At 69.9% G+C, this 16499-nt stretch carries 16 protein-coding genes; 3 read left to right on the top strand and 13 right to left on the bottom strand.

Going from position 1 to position 16499, the window contains the following annotated elements; translation table 11 throughout:
* Positions 1-64: 64 nt before the first annotated feature.
* From AC0699_RS36040 to AC0699_RS36020, 5 genes are all read right to left on the bottom strand, one after another.
* Complete coding sequence (locus AC0699_RS36040) at positions 65-1723, bottom strand: bifunctional uroporphyrinogen-III C-methyltransferase/uroporphyrinogen-III synthase (RefSeq protein WP_478669293.1); 1659 nt, start codon at positions 1721-1723, stop codon at positions 65-67.
* Positions 1720-2697 (bottom strand): hydroxymethylbilane synthase, encoded by a 978-nt coding sequence (gene hemC, locus AC0699_RS36035; protein WP_478669291.1) that lies wholly within the window; start codon positions 2695-2697, stop codon positions 1720-1722. The genes AC0699_RS36040 and hemC overlap by 4 nt, the downstream gene beginning before the upstream one ends.
* Entirely contained in the window at positions 2694-4049 is a 1356-nt protein-coding gene (locus tag AC0699_RS36030; protein ID WP_478669289.1) for a glutamyl-tRNA reductase, read from the bottom strand. The genes hemC and AC0699_RS36030 overlap by 4 nt, the downstream gene beginning before the upstream one ends.
* The gene (locus AC0699_RS36025; protein WP_478669287.1) at positions 4046-4843 is read right to left on the bottom strand and encodes a redox-sensing transcriptional repressor Rex; all 798 of its coding nucleotides are present in this window, start codon (positions 4841-4843) and stop codon (positions 4046-4048) included. The genes AC0699_RS36030 and AC0699_RS36025 overlap by 4 nt, the downstream gene beginning before the upstream one ends.
* Positions 4844-5117: 274 nt before the next feature.
* A complete protein-coding gene (locus tag AC0699_RS36020; RefSeq protein ID WP_469769240.1) occupies positions 5118-5393 on the bottom strand; it encodes a glutaredoxin family protein in 276 nt (91 codons plus the stop codon).
* Positions 5394-5519: 126 nt separating this feature from the next.
* Between AC0699_RS36020 and AC0699_RS36015 the strand changes: the two genes are divergently transcribed.
* The 3 genes from AC0699_RS36015 to AC0699_RS36005 all read left to right on the top strand — a co-directional run bounded on the left by AC0699_RS36015 (position 5520) and on the right by AC0699_RS36005 (position 9229).
* Positions 5520-6470, top strand: a complete 951-nt coding sequence (locus tag AC0699_RS36015) for an HAD family hydrolase (RefSeq protein ID WP_478669284.1) — start codon at positions 5520-5522, stop codon at positions 6468-6470.
* A 410-nt stretch (positions 6471-6880) separates the two neighbouring features.
* Entirely contained in the window at positions 6881-7729 is an 849-nt protein-coding gene (locus tag AC0699_RS36010; protein ID WP_453666414.1) for an ECF subfamily RNA polymerase sigma factor, BldN family, read from the top strand.
* A 300-nt stretch (positions 7730-8029) separates the two neighbouring features.
* Positions 8030-9229 (top strand): DUF5667 domain-containing protein, encoded by a 1200-nt coding sequence (locus tag AC0699_RS36005; RefSeq protein WP_478669281.1) that lies wholly within the window; start codon positions 8030-8032, stop codon positions 9227-9229.
* A gap of 94 nt (positions 9230-9323) precedes the next feature.
* On the opposite strand, the gene AC0699_RS36000 is transcribed toward AC0699_RS36005, so the two are convergent.
* From AC0699_RS36000 to AC0699_RS35965, 8 genes are all read right to left on the bottom strand, one after another.
* Positions 9324-10412, bottom strand: a complete 1089-nt coding sequence (locus AC0699_RS36000; protein ID WP_478669279.1) for a lysophospholipid acyltransferase family protein — start codon at positions 10410-10412, stop codon at positions 9324-9326.
* A gap of 15 nt (positions 10413-10427) precedes the next feature.
* Positions 10428-11489: an NAD-dependent epimerase/dehydratase family protein gene (locus AC0699_RS35995; RefSeq protein WP_469769235.1), complete on the bottom strand. Its 1062-nt coding sequence runs from the start codon at positions 11487-11489 to the stop codon at positions 10428-10430.
* Positions 11490-11705: 216 nt separating this feature from the next.
* Positions 11706-11804, bottom strand: coding sequence for a 30S ribosomal protein bS22 (locus tag AC0699_RS35990; RefSeq protein WP_003948845.1), 99 nt, complete (start codon positions 11802-11804; stop codon positions 11706-11708).
* A gap of 110 nt (positions 11805-11914) precedes the next feature.
* Positions 11915-12124: a helix-turn-helix domain-containing protein gene (locus tag AC0699_RS35985; protein ID WP_158687078.1), complete on the bottom strand. Its 210-nt coding sequence runs from the start codon at positions 12122-12124 to the stop codon at positions 11915-11917.
* Positions 12125-12252: 128 nt separating this feature from the next.
* Positions 12253-13068, bottom strand: a complete 816-nt coding sequence (locus tag AC0699_RS35980; protein ID WP_478669315.1) for a phosphatase — start codon at positions 13066-13068, stop codon at positions 12253-12255.
* 182 nt (positions 13069-13250) lie between these two features.
* Positions 13251-14426 carry an acetoin utilization protein AcuC gene (locus AC0699_RS35975; protein ID WP_478669274.1) on the bottom strand — a complete coding sequence of 392 codons (1176 nt, stop codon included), beginning with the start codon at positions 14424-14426 and terminating at the stop codon, positions 13251-13253.
* Positions 14377-15612 carry an MFS transporter gene (locus tag AC0699_RS35970; protein WP_478669272.1) on the bottom strand — a complete coding sequence of 412 codons (1236 nt, stop codon included), beginning with the start codon at positions 15610-15612 and terminating at the stop codon, positions 14377-14379. The genes AC0699_RS35975 and AC0699_RS35970 overlap by 50 nt, the downstream gene beginning before the upstream one ends.
* A 43-nt stretch (positions 15613-15655) precedes the next feature.
* The gene (locus AC0699_RS35965) at positions 15656-16300 is read right to left on the bottom strand and encodes an HAD family hydrolase (RefSeq protein ID WP_478669270.1); all 645 of its coding nucleotides are present in this window, start codon (positions 16298-16300) and stop codon (positions 15656-15658) included.
* Positions 16301-16499 lie beyond the last annotated feature (199 nt).

The raw sequence follows: 16499 nt of genomic DNA, 5'->3' as shown, positions 1-16499 counted from the left end.
ACGCAACGGTGCTGGGCGCCCATGCGATGGGCGCCCAGCACCGTAAACCCTCGGGGTCGTACGACTACGTCGTACGACGCCTCCGCGCCCCCGGCCGCCGCTCGCTCGGCCGCGTCACCGGATCACCGGCCTCGACTGCCGCGTCACGCCGCCGCGCGCCGAACTCCGCGAGCGCCTCCGCGAGTTTGTGCACCGACGGCTCGGGCGACAGCACGTCCACCCGCAGCCCGTGCTCCTCCGCCGTCTTCGCGGTGGCCGGACCGATGCACGCGATCACGGTCACGTTGTGCGGCTTCCCGGCGATACCGACCAGGTTCCGCACGGTGGAGGACGACGTGAACAGAACGGCGTCGAAACCGCCGCCCTTGATCGCTTCCCGGGTCTCCGCCGGCGGCGGCGACGCCCGCACGGTCCGGTAGGCCGTGACGTCGTCGACCTCCCAGCCCAGCTCGATCAGGCCCGCCACCAGCGTCTCCGTGGCGATGTCGGCCCTGGGCAGGAACACCCGGTCGATCGGGTCGAACACCGGGTCGTACGGCGGCCAGTCCTCCAGCAGACCGGCGGCCGACTGCTCCCCGCTGGGCACCAGATCCGGCTTGACGCCGAACTCGACCAGAGCACGCGCCGTCTGCTCGCCGACCGCGGCGACCTTGATCCCGGCGAAGGCCCGCGCGTCGAGCCCGTACTCCTCGAACTTCTCCCGCACCGCCTTCACGGCATTGACCGAGGTGAAGGCGATCCACTCGTAGCGGCCGGTGACGAGCCCCTTGACCGCGCGCTCCATCTGCTGCGGCGTCCGCGGCGGCTCGACGGCGATCGTCGGCACCTCGTGCGGGACGGCGCCGTAGGACCTGAGCTGGTCGGAGAGCGATGCCGCCTGCTCCTTCGTACGCGGCACGAGGACCTTCCAGCCGAACAGCGGCTTGGACTCGAACCACGCGAGCTGGTCGCGCTGGGCGGCGGCACTGCGCTCACCGACCACGGCTATGACGGGCCGGTGGCCCTCCGGCGACGGCAGCACCTTCGTCTGCTTGAAGAGCTGCGCGATCGTCCCGAGCGTGGCCGTCCACGTCCGCTGCCGTGTCGTCGTACCGGCGACCGTCACCGTCAGCGGGGTGTCGGGCTTGCGCCCTGCGGTCACCAGCTCGCCCGCGGCCGACGCGACCGCGTCCAGCGTCGTGGACACGACGACGGTCCCGTCCGACGCGCCGACCTCGGTCCAGCAGCGGCTGTCCGCGGTACGGGCGTCGATGAACCGTACGTCCGTCCCCTGTGCGTCGCGCAGCGGGACACCGGCGTACGCAGGCACGCCCACCGCCGTCGCGACACCCGGGACGACCTCGAAGGGGATGGCCTCGGCCGCGCAGGCGAGCATCTCCGTGCCCGCGTCGCCGTCGAGCCCGGGGTCGCCGCTCACCGCACGGACGACCCGCTTGCCGCTCCGCGCGGCCTCCATGACAAGATTGGCCGCATCCCTCAACACGGGGATCCCGACGGCCGTTGACGCATCGTCGACAACCGTCAGTTCAGGCGTGCTCACTCCGGTGCGCGCATGGCCGCGAACGACGTCGAGGACATCAGGCTCGGCGATCAGTACGTCCGCGCGCGCCAGCGCCTCCACGGCGCGCAGCGTCAGCAGACCCGGGTCACCGGGACCGGCGCCGAGGAAGGTGACGTGCCCGTGAGCGGGAACGGCCGGAAGGTTCGAGGTGGTGGGGCTCAAAGTGCTCGCTCCCCCATAAGACCGGCCGCACCCTTGGCGAGCATCTCGGACGCGAGTTCGCGACCGAGGGCCACCGCGTCGTCGTGCGACGTGGGTACGGGACCGGTGGTGGACAGCTGCACCAGCGTGGAACCGTCGGTCGTGCCGACGACACCCCGCAGGCGCATCTCATGAACAACCTGTCCGTCAGCGAGCAGGTCGGCAAGCGCACCCACAGGTGCGCTGCAGCCGGCCTCCAGGGCGGCGAGCAGGGATCGCTCGGCGGTCACGGCGGCCCGGGTGTACGGGTCGTCGAGCTCGGCGAGCGCGGCAGCGAGATCGGCGTTCGCCGACAGGCACTCGACTGCCAGGGCCCCCTGGCCGGGGGCGGGCAGGATCGAGTCGACCGACAGGAAGTCGGTCACCTCGTCGATCCGCCCGATACGGTTCAGGCCGGCCGCGGCGAGAACCACCGCGTCCAGTTCCCCGTTCCGTACGAAACCGACGCGGGTGTCGATGTTCCCGCGGATCGGCACGGTCTCGATGTCCAGCCCGTGCGAACGCGCGTACGCATTCAGCTGCGCCATCCGGCGCGGCGAACCGGTGCCGACCCGGGCTCCCCGGGGCAGCTGGTCAAGGGTCAGCCCGTCACGCGCCACCAGGACGTCGCGCGGGTCCTCGCGCCGCGGGATCGCGGCCAGCACCAGGTCGTCCGGCTGCGCGGTCGGCAGGTCCTTCAGCGAGTGCACCGCGAAGTCGACCTCACCGGCGAGCAGCGCGTCGCGCAGCGCGGTGACGAACACGCCGGTGCCGCCGATCTGCGCCAGGTGCTCACGGGAGGTGTCGCCGTACGTGGTGATCTCGACGAGCTCGACGGGGCGGCCGGTCAGCTGCCGCACCGCCTCGGCCACGTGCCCGGACTGGGCCATCGCGAGTTTGCTGCGCCTGGTTCCGAGCCGTAGGGGCCGGTCGGTACCCAAAGCCCTCTCGGTCATACTCGCCCTCGGTTCTTGTGATCTGCGTCGTTCACGTCGGCCCGGCTGACGGAGGCGACCGTCTCCGGGTCGAGGTCGAAGAGTGTGCGCAGCGCGTCCGCGTAGCCGGCGCCGCCGGGCTCGGCGGCGAGCTGCTTGATCCGCACGGTGGGCGCGTGGAGGAGCTTGTCGACGACGCGGCGCACGGTCTGGGTGATCTCGGCGCGCTGCTTCTCGTCGAGATCGGGCAGCCGGCCCTCCAGCCGGGCGACCTCGCCGGCCACCACATCGGCGGCCATGGTGCGCAGGGCGACCACGGTCGGCGTGATGTGCGCGGCGCGCTGGGCGGCGCCGAAGGCGGCGACCTCGTCGGCGACGATGGTGCGCACCTGGTCGACGTCGGCGGCCATCGGGGCGTCCGCGGAGGCCTCGGCGAGCGACTCGATGTCCACGAACCGGACCCCGTCGAGGCCGTGCACGGCGGCGTCGATGTCGCGGGGCATGGCGAGGTCGAGCAGCGCCGGCGTGCTCTCGCGTCCCTGCAGCGCCGCGGCGACGGCGTCGGCCTTCAGCACGAGACCGGTCGCCCCGGTGCAGGAGACGACGACGTCGGCACGTGTCAACTCTGCGCCGACAGAGGCCATTTCGACTGCTCGGGCACGTACGCCCGTACCGCCCGGCTCGGTGAGGATCTGCACGAGCCGCTCGGCGCGCTCCAGGGTGCGGTTGGCGATGACGATCTCGGCGACCCCGGCCCGCGCCAGCGTGGCGGCGGCGAGCGAGGACATCGAGCCGGCACCGATGACGAGCGCCCGCTTGCCGCGCGCCCAGTCGTCCACCGGGGTGCCTTCGGACAGCTGCTCCAGGCCGAAGGTGACGAGCGACTGCCCGGCCCGGTCGATCCCGGTCTCGCTGTGGGCGCGCTTGCCGACCCGCAGCGACTGCTGGAACAGATCGTTCAGCAGCCGGCCGGCGGTGTGCAGCTCCTGGCCGAGCGCGAGGGAGTCCTTGATCTGGCCGAGGATCTGGCCCTCGCCGACGACCATCGAGTCCAGCCCGCAGGCCACCGAGAAGAGGTGGTGGACGGCCCGGTCCTCGTAGTGCACATAGAGATGAGGGGTGAGTTCCTCGAGCCCAACGCCGCTGTGCTGGGAGAGCAGGGTGGACAGCTCGGCGACACCGGCGTGGAACTTGTCCACGTCGGCGTAGAGCTCGATGCGGTTGCAGGTGGCGAGGACGGCCGCTTCCACCGCGGGTTCCGCGGCGAGCGTGTCCTGCAGCAGCTTGCCCTGCGTGTCCGAGGACAGCGAGGCCCGCTCCAGCACACTGACCGGAGCGCTGCGGTGACTGAGTCCGACGACCAGGAGGCTCATGCCGGCATCACGGCGGGTACGTCCCCGTCGGGTCCCTTCCGGCCGGCGGCCGCACCTGTGGCTCCGCGCGGGGCGACGGGCGGCACAGCGGCCTCGACCTCGGCCTCGACCTCTCCCCCGACCTCGGTCTCCTCGCCGGCCTTGCGCTGCTCGTGGAAGGCGAGGATCTGCAGCTCGATCGAGAGGTCGACCTTGCGTACGTCCACGCCGTCCGGCACCGAGAGGACGGTGGGCGCGAAGTTGAGGATGGACGTGACGCCGGCGGCGACCAGCCGGTCGCACACCTGCTGGGCGGCGCCCGCGGGCGTCGCGATGACCCCGATGGAGACGCCGTTGTCCGAGATGATCTTCTCCAGCTCGTCGGTGTGCTGGACGGGGATCCCGGCGACCGGCTTACCGGCCATCGCCGGGTCGGCGTCGATCAGCGCGGCGACCCGGAAGCCACGGGAGGCGAAGCCGCCGTAGTTGGCGAGCGCGGCGCCGAGGTTACCGATACCGACGATCACAACCGGCCAGTCCTGGGTGAGGCCGAGCTCGCGCGAGATCTGGTAGACGAGGTACTCGACGTCGTAGCCGACGCCCCTGGTCCCGTAGGAGCCGAGGTACGAGAAGTCCTTGCGCAGCTTCGCGGAGTTCACACCCGCCGCCGCCGCGAGCTCCTCCGAGGAGACCGTCGGCACTGAGCGCTCCGACAGCGCGGTCAGGGCACGCAGATACAGCGGAAGCCGGGCGACGGTGGCCTCGGGGATTCCTCGGCTGCGAGTCGCCGGTCGGTGAGTTCGGCCAGTTGCCACGGTGCTCCTGCGGGATGAGCGAGGCTGCAGGCGGCCGTAGGTCCCATGGCCGCCCCGTCGAATGCAGGCTATGTCTTTGTGAACGCGTGCACAAAGATGGTGTCCGCTTTGTCCGTGCAAAGTGACCGGGGTCACGCGAGCCGATCGCGCGATTCCGGAACCGCGGACCCCTCGTGACCGTTGAAAACCCGAAGGGGGCAAAGCGGTACACACTCCTTACGGCCACGCCCCCGAGACCCCAACAAATCGCCCACGATGGTAACCGCCTTTCGGGTCACGCCCCCAGTTCGCGGCGGAGCCGCCCGGCGTCCACCCGCCAGAACGTGTGCTGCTCCCCGTCCACCAGGACGACCGGAATCTGCTCCCAGTACTCCCGGTGCAGCTCCTCGTCCTGCGTGATGTCCTTCTCCTCCCAGGCCGCGCCGGTCTCCGCGCACACCTCCTGGATCACGGACCTCGCATCGTCACAGAGATGACACCCGGGCTTCCCGATCAAGGTCACGACCCGATCGCCTGCCTTCTTCTTCGTACGCCGCAGCAGAGCACTCATGACGCCCATTCTCCGCCTGCCCGCCACACGCCCGAATGGCCCGTTTAACAATCCGGTCCCGGAGAGTTCACGCCTTCGCATCCCGGCGCGTCAGGAAGTCCCGAACAGACTGGCTATGCTCACGCCATGGCCGCACTGGGATGGCTCACCCCCCGTAGGCGCTCCGCGACCGCACGGAGCGTCCTCGCAGGCGAGGCCGCCGCCGAGGCAGCGCGCAAGACCTCGCAACAGTACGAAGCAGAATCCGCGGAGACGGCGGAGCCGGCGGGCGCCAAGCCGGCCGAGCCGGCCTTCCCCGTCGTCGGGGACGTCCGCGCCGCAGCCTTCTTCGACCTCGACAACACCGTGATGCAGGGCGCCGCGATCTTCCACTTCGGGCGCGGCCTGTACAAGCGGAAGTTCTTCCAGCGCCGCGAGCTGGCGAGATTCGCCTGGCAGCAGACCTGGTTCCGGCTCGCCGGGGTCGAGGACCCCGAACATATGCAGGACGTACGCGAGTCCGCGCTGTCCATCGTCAAGGGCCATCGCGTCTCCGAGCTGATGTCGATCGGCGAGGAGATCTACGACGAGTACATGGCGGACCGCATCTGGCCCGGCACCCGCGCCCTGGCCCAGGCCCACCTCGACGCGGGCCAGAAGGTCTGGCTGGTCACCGCCGCGCCGGTGGAGACCGCGACGATCATCGCCCGCCGCCTCGGCCTGACCGGCGCGCTCGGCACGGTCGCCGAGTCCGTGGACGGCGTCTACACCGGAAAGCTCGTGGGCGAGCCGCTGCACGGCCCGGCGAAGGCCGAAGCGGTACGGGCCCTGGCGGCCGCCGAGGACCTGGAGCTGGGCCGCTGCGCGGCGTACAGCGACTCGCACAACGACATCCCGATGCTCTCTCTCGTCGGGCACCCGTACGCCATCAACCCGGACACCAAGCTGCGCAAGCACGCGCGCGAGCGCGACTGGCGGCTGCGCGACTACCGCACCGGCCGCAAGGCAGCCAAGGTGGGCATCCCGGCCGCGGCGGGGGTCGGGGCGATCGCGGGCGGCACGGCGGCGGCCGTCGCCCTGCACCGCCGCCGCCGCTGACGCGGCGGGACACGCGGACCACGACCGCAACCGCAACCGCAACCGCACATAAATGAGCACCCGTTCGACCCACCGGCGCCAGGAAGCTGACGCCGGTGTCCGGCATGCGCCATTCCGGCCCTCTTACCCGCCTGTGCGCCCTGCCAGTCCCGTTGCCGCCACTTGAGCACAACCCATCACGCACTGCAGCAGATCGCGAAGTATTCCGATCAATAAGCGATCACAATCTGCGACTGGATGTGTCGCTTTGCTGCAACAGAAGCGACGTAATCGGTGATTTGGGCAACTGGGTGTAGCGCTGCCTGTACGAAGCGTTATTCTCCTCAGACGCATTAAGGACCCCACACGTCGCCACGACGGGTGAACGGTCCCGCACTGCACGTGATGGAAGCTCTGCCTCTGGGAGTCCCGTGTACCCACACGTCGGGGTTGACGCCTCGGGCCTGGCTACGCTGCGCGCAACGGTCCTCGACCATTTGCGCGGCTTCGTCCCCACCGCGTACGCCGTCCCCGCTTTCGCCGCGCCGAGCCCTGCCGCCCTCGGCCCTGCCGGTCCCTGCTACGCCCTGGCCGACGGCCTCGAGAAGGGGCCGACGCGCAGCGGAGTCGTTGCGGGACGGCGGTCGGGTGACGGGCGGGAGGTGGGCAGACGGGGCAGCCGGGGCGGCGCCGGCGCCTCGACCACGGCCCGCCGGCCCAGCGCCGACAGCGACAGCGCGCGCATGATGGAACTCGTCGAGCGCGCCCAAGCCGGCGAGGCCGAGGCCTTCGGCCGGCTGTACGACCAGTACAGCGACACGGTCTATCGCTACATCTACTACCGCGTCGGCGGGAAGGCGACCGCGGAGGACCTCACCAGCGAGACGTTCCTCCGTGCGCTGCGCCGCATCTCCACCTTCACCTGGCAAGGCCGTGACTTCGGCGCCTGGCTGGTCACGATCGCCCGCAATCTGGTCGCCGACCACTTCAAATCGAGTCGTTTCCGACTGGAAGTGACCACCGGCGAGATGCTCGACGCCAACGAGGTCGAGCGCAGCCCCGAGGACTCGGTTCTCGAATCCCTCTCGAACGCCGCACTGCTGGAGGCCGTCCGCAAGCTCAATCCCCAGCAGCAGGAGTGTGTGACCCTGCGCTTCCTGCAGGGCCTGTCGGTCGCCGAAACCGCACGGGTGATGGGCAAGAACGAGGGCGCGATCAAGACCCTCCAATACCGCGCCGTCCGCACCCTGGCCCGACTCCTCCCCGAAGACGCCCGCTGACCGCCCGGCTCCTCCCCTCCCTTTCCTCCCCCCTGCGCCCCACACCCCCACGCCCCCCCACGCGCCCAGTCCCCGGTCCCATTCACCTCAACTCACCATCCGTGAGCGCCTGATGACGCACTGGTCCGATCATCCTCCGCGCGTAACCCAACTGCCGAGCCGCTCGTTGTGCGGAATGCAGGCTCCCTGCGGTCACGCCATGCCCGCAGCCACTCACTCGTTCGTGTGGATGTGCTCAAGGCGTGCAACCTTCCGGACCCCCCGGGGAGTCGACCGTCATGACGAGAGGAGGTGCCGCCAGTGATCGCGAACGTTTCGGCGCACCGGCGGGCGAACGCCTTCGCCCAGACCCTGGAGGATCAGACGCTCCGGGGCACGGCGGCCGAGCTGCCCGAGGATTCGGCCGAACCGGCCGAGCACGGGCGGCTGTTGGCCTTGGCGAACGGCCTCGGGGAACTGCCGAAGCCCCAGTTGGATCCCGAGGTCAAGGTGGTGCAGCGAGCACAGCTCGTGGCCGCCATGGAAGCGATGCTCGCGGAAGGTGGCGCGCCCGCGGGCCCCCCCGTGCCGGGGCAGCGAACTTCCGGCCGCGGTGCCCATCGGGCCTCCCCGCTCAGGAAACTGCGCCCGCGCTCCCGCTGGTCCAAGGGCCTCGCAGCCGGCGGGCTCACCGTCGGCGTGGCCGCAGGAGCCCTCAGCGGGGTGGCCGGTGCCAGTGCCGACGCCCTCCCCGGTGACTCGCTCTACGGGCTCAAGCGGGGCATGGAGGACATCAAGCTCGGCATGGCCGACGACGACGCGGACCGCGGCGAGCTCTACCTCGACCAGGCCTCGACCCGGCTCAACGAAGCCCGCCGTCTGATGGAGCGCGGCCGGGCCGGCGAGCTGGACCACGAGTCCCTGGGCGAGGTCAGGCGCGCTCTGAGCGGCATGCACCACGACGTCTCCGAAGGCCACCGGCTCCTTCACCAGGCGTACGAACGGGACGGCTCGCTCGGCCCCATCGCAACGCTGTCCTCCTTCTCCCGCTCCCACCGCGGCACGTGGAACGGGCTGCGGGACCGTCTGCCAGCACAGCTGACCGACGTCGGCGACGAAGTGAGCTCGGTCCTCGACGCCATAGACCAAGAGGTCGGGCCGCTCCAGTCGCTGCTGCCCCGCGTACCCGAGACGGAGGACGGCGGATCGCAGCACTCCGGCCCGTCCCCCCAGGACTCCTCGGGTACGTCCGGTACGTATCGCCCGTCGCCGTCCTCGCCCTCCACGGGCCGGACCGACGGGGACAACCGGCCCCAGCCGTCGGGCTCGGGCACGACGGCGGACGACGGCCTGCTCGGGGGCAACACGGGCGGACTGCTCAACCCCCCGCAGAACAGCGCGACACCGTCCCCCTCCGGCGGGGGGACGGACATGACGGATCCCGTGCCCGATGTGACCATCCCGCCGCTGCTGCCGGGCCTGCTGCCCGGTCTGGGCATCGAGGGCGAGGACGCACCCTAGGCACCTGAGGGAGCACATGAGGGAGGGGCGGGAGACACCAGGTCTCCCGCCCCTCCCTCATGACGTCACGACGTGAGAAAGCCCAACAGGCCCCTCAGAAGAACACCGACCGCCGCTGCACCAGCAGCTTGTACAAGGTGTGCTGGATCTGCTCCCGCACCTGGTCCGTCAGGTTGAACATCAGCATCGGATCCTCCGCCGCCTCCGGCGGATAGCCGTCCGTCGGGATCGGCTCCCCGAACTGGATCGTCCACTTCGTCGGCAGCGGCACCGCCCCCAGCGGCCCCAGCCAGGGGAACGTCGGCGTGAGCGGGAAGTACGGGAACCCCAGCAGCCGCGCCAGGGTTTTCGCATTACCGACCATCGGGTAGATCTCCTCCGCCCCGACGATCGAGCAGGGCACGATCGGCGTCCCCGCCCGCAGCGCCGTCGAGACGAAGCCGCCACGCCCGAAGCGCTGCAGCTTGTACCGCTCGCTGAAGGGCTTGCCGATGCCCTTGAAGCCCTCCGGCATGACGCCGACGACCTCACCCTGCTGCAGCAGCCGCTCCGCGTCCTCCGCACACGCCAGCGTGTGCCCGGCCTTCCGCGCCAGCTCGTTTATCACCGGCAGCACGAAGACCAGATCCGCGGCGAGCAGCCGCAGATGGCGGCCGGCAGGGTGATTGTCATGGACGGCGACCTGCATCATCAGCCCGTCCAGCGGCAGCGTCCCGGAGTGGTTGGCCACGACGAGCGCCCCGCCCTCCGACGGGATGTTCTCGATGCCCTTCACCTCGACCCGGAAGTACTTCTCGTACAGCGGCCGCAGCAGCGACATGAGCACCTGGTCGGTGAGCTCCTTGTCGTAGCCGAACTCGTCGACCTCGTAGTCACCGGTGACCCGGCGCCTCAGAAACGCCAGCCCGCCCGCGATACGCCGGTCCCAGCCGCCGCCCGCCTCGGGCACGCGCGGCGACCCGTCGGACGCCATGCCCGAGTCCGTACCGGCATCCGCGACGGCGTCCCGCGCCGGCGTACGCTCCCCGCCCAGTTGCCCCGGCACAGCGCCCACCGGGATCTCACGGGCCGCTACCTCGGCGGCCTTTCGCCGGCCCGACCCGGGGCGCCGCCGCACCGAGCGCTGCGGCGTACCGTTGCGTGACCGGTCGTCGTCGAACGGAATGACCTTGGCGTCCGCCATCGTTCCTTGCGCTCCTTATCCGGCGCTCTGAGTGGTGGTCCTGGCGCCGCCCGCCAGCGGCAGAGCGGCGACCTTGTCGACCGCCCTCGCCAGGGCCTCCGGCGGCAACAGCCCCGGCCCGCGGCTGCGCGAGAAGTCCGCGAAGGTCTCCGCGGTCGTGTACGCCGGGGTGAAGCCCAGCGTCTCGCGCATCTGGACCGTACTGACCACCCGGCCGTGGGTGAGCAGCCGGATCTGCTCCGGCGAGAAGTCGGTGAGTCCGACCGTCCGCAGTGCGGACCCGACCCAGGTGACGGCCGGCAGCAGCACCGGCACCGTGGGGCGGCCCAGCCGCCGCGAGCACTGCGACAGCAGCAGCACGCCATCGCCCGCGACATTGAACGTGCCGCTGTTCAGCGTTCCACGGCGCGGCTCGTGGGAGGCGATCCGCAACACCTCGATGACGTCGTCCTCATGGACGAACTGCAGCCGCGGGTCGTAGCCGAAGACGGTCGGCATGACGGGCAGCGAGAAATAGTCGGCGAGCGGGGAGTCGGCGCGCGGCCCGAGGATGTTCGCGAAGCGCAGCACGCACACGGCCACGTCCGGCCTGCGGCGCGCGAAGCCGCGTACGTACCCCTCGACCTCCACCGCGTCCTTGGCGAAGCCACCACTGGGGAGGGACTTGGGCGGCGTGGTCTCGGTGAAGACGGCCGGGTCGCGGGGCGCGGAGCCGTACACGCTCGTACTGGACTTGACGACCAGGCGCCGCACGGTCGGAGACTTCTGGCAGGCGCCGAGCAGCTGCATGGTGCCGATGACGTTGGTCTCCTTGACCGACGTGCGGCCGCCGGCGCCCAGGGGAGTCCCCGTGACGTCCATATGGACAACCGTGTCGACATCATGCTCGGCAAGCACACGAGCTATGGCGGGCTGGCGGATGTCCGCCCGTACGAAGTCGGCACCGCCGAGATGATGCTCGGGAGTCACCGCATCCACGCCCACTACCCGGTCCACTTCGGGGTCCCGCTGGATTCGGCGTACGAAGCGGCCCCCGAGCTGCCGGGCCACACCGGTGACGAGCACGACCTTGCCCAAGATCAGCGCCTTCCGTTCGGTCCTGGCTATGCGTCACCGTAGCGGGTTGATGTTGCGCTGTGATGACCGCAGGGCCTTCTTCACGGCTCATTGGTCCCAACGCACGACACCGCCGGTCCCGGGGCATGCATCGAAGGACAGCGCGCGCCCCGTGAACGCACCGCGGCCCCTCCACCACTCGGGTGGAAGGGCCGCGGATTCACGGACAGTCGCCGCTTACTTCTTGTTGCGACGCTGAACACGCGTGCGCTTGAGCAGCTTGCGGTGCTTCTTCTTCGCCATCCGCTTGCGCCGCTTCTTGATAACAGAGCCCACGACTACCCTCGCTCACTTCTCTTCACTCGGTGCGGGGCGTCTGGGCCCACACGACCTACGTCGGCCTAGCCTACCGGCCCGAGCTCCGAGCTTGTAATCCGAGGGGCGCCTCAGGCTGATTCCACCCCCACAAAGGACTCACGGAGGTACTCGTGAACCGCTTGCTCCGGGACCCGGAAGGACCTGCCCACCCGAATCGCCGGCAGATGACCACTGTGCACCAACCGGTACACGGTCATCTTCGATACGCGCATCACCGAGGCGACTTCCGCCACGGTCAGGAACTTGACCTCGTTGAGAGGCCTCTCGCCAGCAGCCATGACCCACCTGTACCTTCCGCACACGACGCACACCGGCTTCCCCTCCGGTGACTCTTCGTCGCGGTGCGCTCACTCACCAGACTAGGGGCGGGTGATGCGAGTGGGGAAGAGGAGCAGCCATCGGCCGTTTACTGTGACAGACACGCTCGATTGAGTACATAGCGAGTAAGCGGCCGGTAGTAATCGGACCGCACAGCGTCATCAAGCGGAACGGCGACGGACACCTGCCCCTCGGCCTCGCCGACGAACAGCGCGGGATCGTCCGTGTCGGCCAGGCCGATGGCCTCGAAACCCAGCTGACCTGCCCCGCAGACCCAGCCGTGGTCCCCGACGACCAGCTCGGGCAGGCGGCCTCCTGCCTCAGCAACCCCCTCCATCGCGGCCCGAACCGGGAGGGGTGAGTGAGTGTGCGCACCGGTCTCACGCCCGGCGACCGGCACGCCGGGTTCCCGCACCAGCGCGACTCCCCGTACGTAGTCAAGGTTGTACGTGCGTACCCCGAACCGGGTCGTTATGTCGACACATCGCCCCTGCGCCGGTGTGAGTACGAGGCAGCCTGCCGCCGACAAAGCGTCTGCCAGCTCGGCGTAGAACCCGAGCAGCCGATGCGGGTGCCCCGTCCCGAACAGCACCGCACCCCGCCGCTCGGCCAGCATCCCCAGCCGCTCGGCGAACGCATCGAGCCCGCTCAACGTCCTCTCAGGATCGATCACATCCGGGCCTGAAACATGCCTTGGATCTCCGGAGACCCCGCACTTGTCGGCCATTAACGCGATCAAATCCCGCTCATCCCATACCCATTCGGGATCGAGTCCGAGCGTGGCGCGTGGATCCCGCGCCGCGAACAGCCGATAGCTCCGCAGGCTCTCCTCCCTCGACGTGGCCACCGGACCGGCCAACCTCGCCGCCAACAGATGCGCCCGCAACGCTCCCCTGCTCAACACACCGCCGATGCTGCCGCAGCCCACCGACTCACACACCAAAAACCCCGGCAAATCCCCACAGTCGGCGTAACGCGGGTACTCTCCCTCCCCGCCTCCGGAAGCGCGTCGCTCTTCCTCCGTCAGCGCGCGCCCCGCGCCCCAGGGCCTGTCTTCCGGATCAGGACTGATCCACAAGGCACTCCCTAGGCCAGCAGTCCCCTCAGCGGAAACACCGCCCGCCTCGTCGCCAGCACCGCCTGGTCCAGCCGGTTCGCCGGGTCGTACCCCTCCTCCCACGCCCGCCATCCGGGCGTACGGCCGTCCGTCATCCGCCCCGGCCCCAACTGCCGTGTCCGCGCATACACTTCATCCCGCCACGACGACGGAATCACCGACTCGGGATCCACCGGCGCATGCCCAGCGATCCCCACCAGGTGCGTCCACGACCGCGGCACCACATCCACCACCGCGTACCCACCGCCCCCGAGGGCGACCCAGCGCCCGCCCTCGACGTACTCGTGCGCCAGTGAGTGGCACGCCTCCTGCACCAGCCGCTGCGCATCGAGCGACACCGCCAGATGCGCCAGCGGATCCTCGAAGTGCGTATCCGCCCCGTGCTGCGTCACCAGCACCTGCGGCCGGAAGTCCGCCAGCAGCTCCGGCACCACGGCATGGAACGCCCGCAGCCAGCCCTCGTCACCCGTCCCCGCCGGCAGCGCCACATTCACGGCGCTGCCCTCGGCCGCACCGGACCCGCCTGTCTCCTCGGGCCACCCCGTCCCCGGAAACAGCATGCGCGGATGCTCGTGCAGCGAAATCGTCAGCACCCTCGGGTCGTCCCAGAACGCCGCCTGGACCCCGTCCCCGTGGTGTACGTCCACATCCACGTACGCGACCCGCTCCGCTCCCAGCTCCAGCAGCCGGGCGATCGCCAGCGACGCGTCGTTGTAGATGCAGAACCCCGACGCCGCCCCCGGCATCGCATGATGCAGCCCACCCGCGAAGTTCACCGCATGCGCGGCTTCCCCACGCCAGACCGCGTCCGCCGCCCCCACCGACTGTCCCGCGATCAGCGCGGACACCTCATGCATGCCGGCGAACGCCGGGTCGTCCATCGTCCCCAGACCGTACGACTGGTCTGCCGCCCGCGGGTCCTCGGAGGCCGCCCGCACGGCCGCCACATAGTCCTCTCGGTGGACCAGCCGCAGCGTCGACTCCCCGGCCGGCCTGGCGGCCACCACATCCACCGCACGGTCCAGCCCGTACGCCCGCACCAACCCCATGGTCAGCGCAAGCCGTACCGGATCCATCGGATGGCCGGCTCCGAAGTCATACTTCGTTACCGCTTCGTCCCACATCAACAGTGCGCGGCCGCTCATGCTCGCCACCGTATCGGTCGGACTCCGCCATGAACGACCGGGCATACAGCAGCGTCACAAGGACCAACACCATCGGAACGAGCATCGCGCCCCGGTAGTTCCACGCGTCTCCGAGGGCACCGACCAGCGGCGATCCGATCAAGAAGCCCACATAATTGAAAACATTCAGACGGGCCACGGCCACGTCACTCGCCCCTGGGCTGCGACTTTCACCAGCGAGCCTCCCCGCCGCTGCGAACGTCTGCGGCACGATCACACACAGGCCGAGCCCCAGCAGAGTGAACCCGGCAAGCCCCACCCACGCCCCGGGCGCCACCGCGACCACCGCGAACCCACCGGCGGCCAGCACCGTGCCGAACCGCACGACCGCCACGGCCCCGAAGCGCCGCACGCCGAGATCCCCCACGGCCCGCCCGAGCAGCGTCGTCACCATATACGCGTTGTACGGGACCGTCGCCAGCTCCTCCGAGCCCCCCAGTACGTCCTGGAGATACTTCGCGCTCCAATTGGAGACCGTCGAATCCCCGATGTACGCGACCGTCATCACCAGACACAGCGGCAGCAGCACCTTGAAGGCAACCGGCGTCCCGCCCGCAGCGCCCCCCTCCTGGCGGCCCGGCCGGTCCTCCGCGTCCACGTACCACCGGCTCCCGACCAGCGCCGCCGGCAACAGCAGCGCCACCACCGGCAGATACGACACCACGAGCGGCAGATCCCAGTGCGCCCCCACCCATGCGAGCGACGCGCCCACGATCCCACCCAGGCTGTACGTGGCGTGGAAGCCGAGCATGATGCTGCGCCCGTACGCCCGCTGCAAGCTCACCCCGAGCATGTTCATGGACGCGTCCAGCGCACCGACCGCAAGCCCGAACGCCCCGAGAGCAACGGCCACCTGCCACAGCCCGCTGCCCGCCCCCACGCTCAGAAGCGACAGCAGCACGACCGGCTGCGACCACCTCAGCACGGCCCCCGGCCGCACCCGCGCCACAAGCTTCTCGGTCACTACGCTGCCGGCCCCGGCCAGGATCGGCACGGCTGCCAGAAACAGCGGCAGCAGCCCGTCGGATATCCCGTACCGGTCCTGAATCGCAGGTATGCGCGTCACGAGGAGCGCAAAGGTCACCCCCTGGACGAAGAAGCTCAGCGCCAACGAGCCCCGACCGTGCCGCAACCGCGCGTCTGTCATGGCCGCACAGCGTAAGCCGCTCATCTACCCATGGGTAGATGGATCACGCGAGCAATCCCGGCAGCTCCGCCATGTCCGCGAAGTACGCCTTGGCGCCGACGAGGTCCGCGGCCGCAGTCATCGCCGTGAACCCGTACACATCCATCCCCGCCGCGTGGGCCGCCTCGACCCCGAGCGGGCTGTCCTCCACGACGACGCACCGTTCGGGCGCGACCCCCATCCGCTCGGCGGCGTACAGGAACAGATCCGGCGCCGGCTTCCCTCGGCCCACATCCTGCGCGCTGAAGACGTTCTCGCCCCGGAACCACGCACCCAGTCCGGTCTTCCGGTGCCCGACCCGGATCCGCTCATGACTTCCCGACGACGCCACGCAGTACGGCACCCCTTCCGCGACAAGCTTCCCGAGCACCTCGTTCACGCCCTTGAGCGGCTGCAACTCCCGCTCGAAAGCGGCGAAGACTCGGCCGTGCAGGATCTCGTCGAAGTCCTCCGGCAGCCGCTGCCCGGTCCTCTCCAGCACCGTGTCGTGCACCCGGTGCACAGCGGCGCCCATGTAGTCGCGGAGAGAGTCCTCGTACGACGTCGGGTGCCCGAGCTCGGTCAGATACGCGGCCAGGACGGTGTTGGAGATCGGCTCACTGTCGACGAGCACACCGTCGTTGTCGAAGATGACGAGGTCGTAGCGCATGCGTCCAGCGTAGGCAACGGACTTGAACCGTCATCCCCCGGCAGGAACTCAGCAGGAACTCAGCAGGAACTCGACAGAAACTCGACGGGACCGTACTGGTGCACAACGCAAAAATGCCTCAACCCCCGGACATGGTCCGGGGGTTGAGGCTAAAAAGTGTTCGGCGGCGTCCTACTCTCCCACAGGGTCCCCCCTGCAG

It is taken from the genome of Streptomyces sp. NPDC043870 (assembly GCF_056435785.1).
The sequence above is the reverse complement of the archived record's forward strand: the minus strand, read 5'-3'. Positions and strand labels throughout refer to the sequence as shown.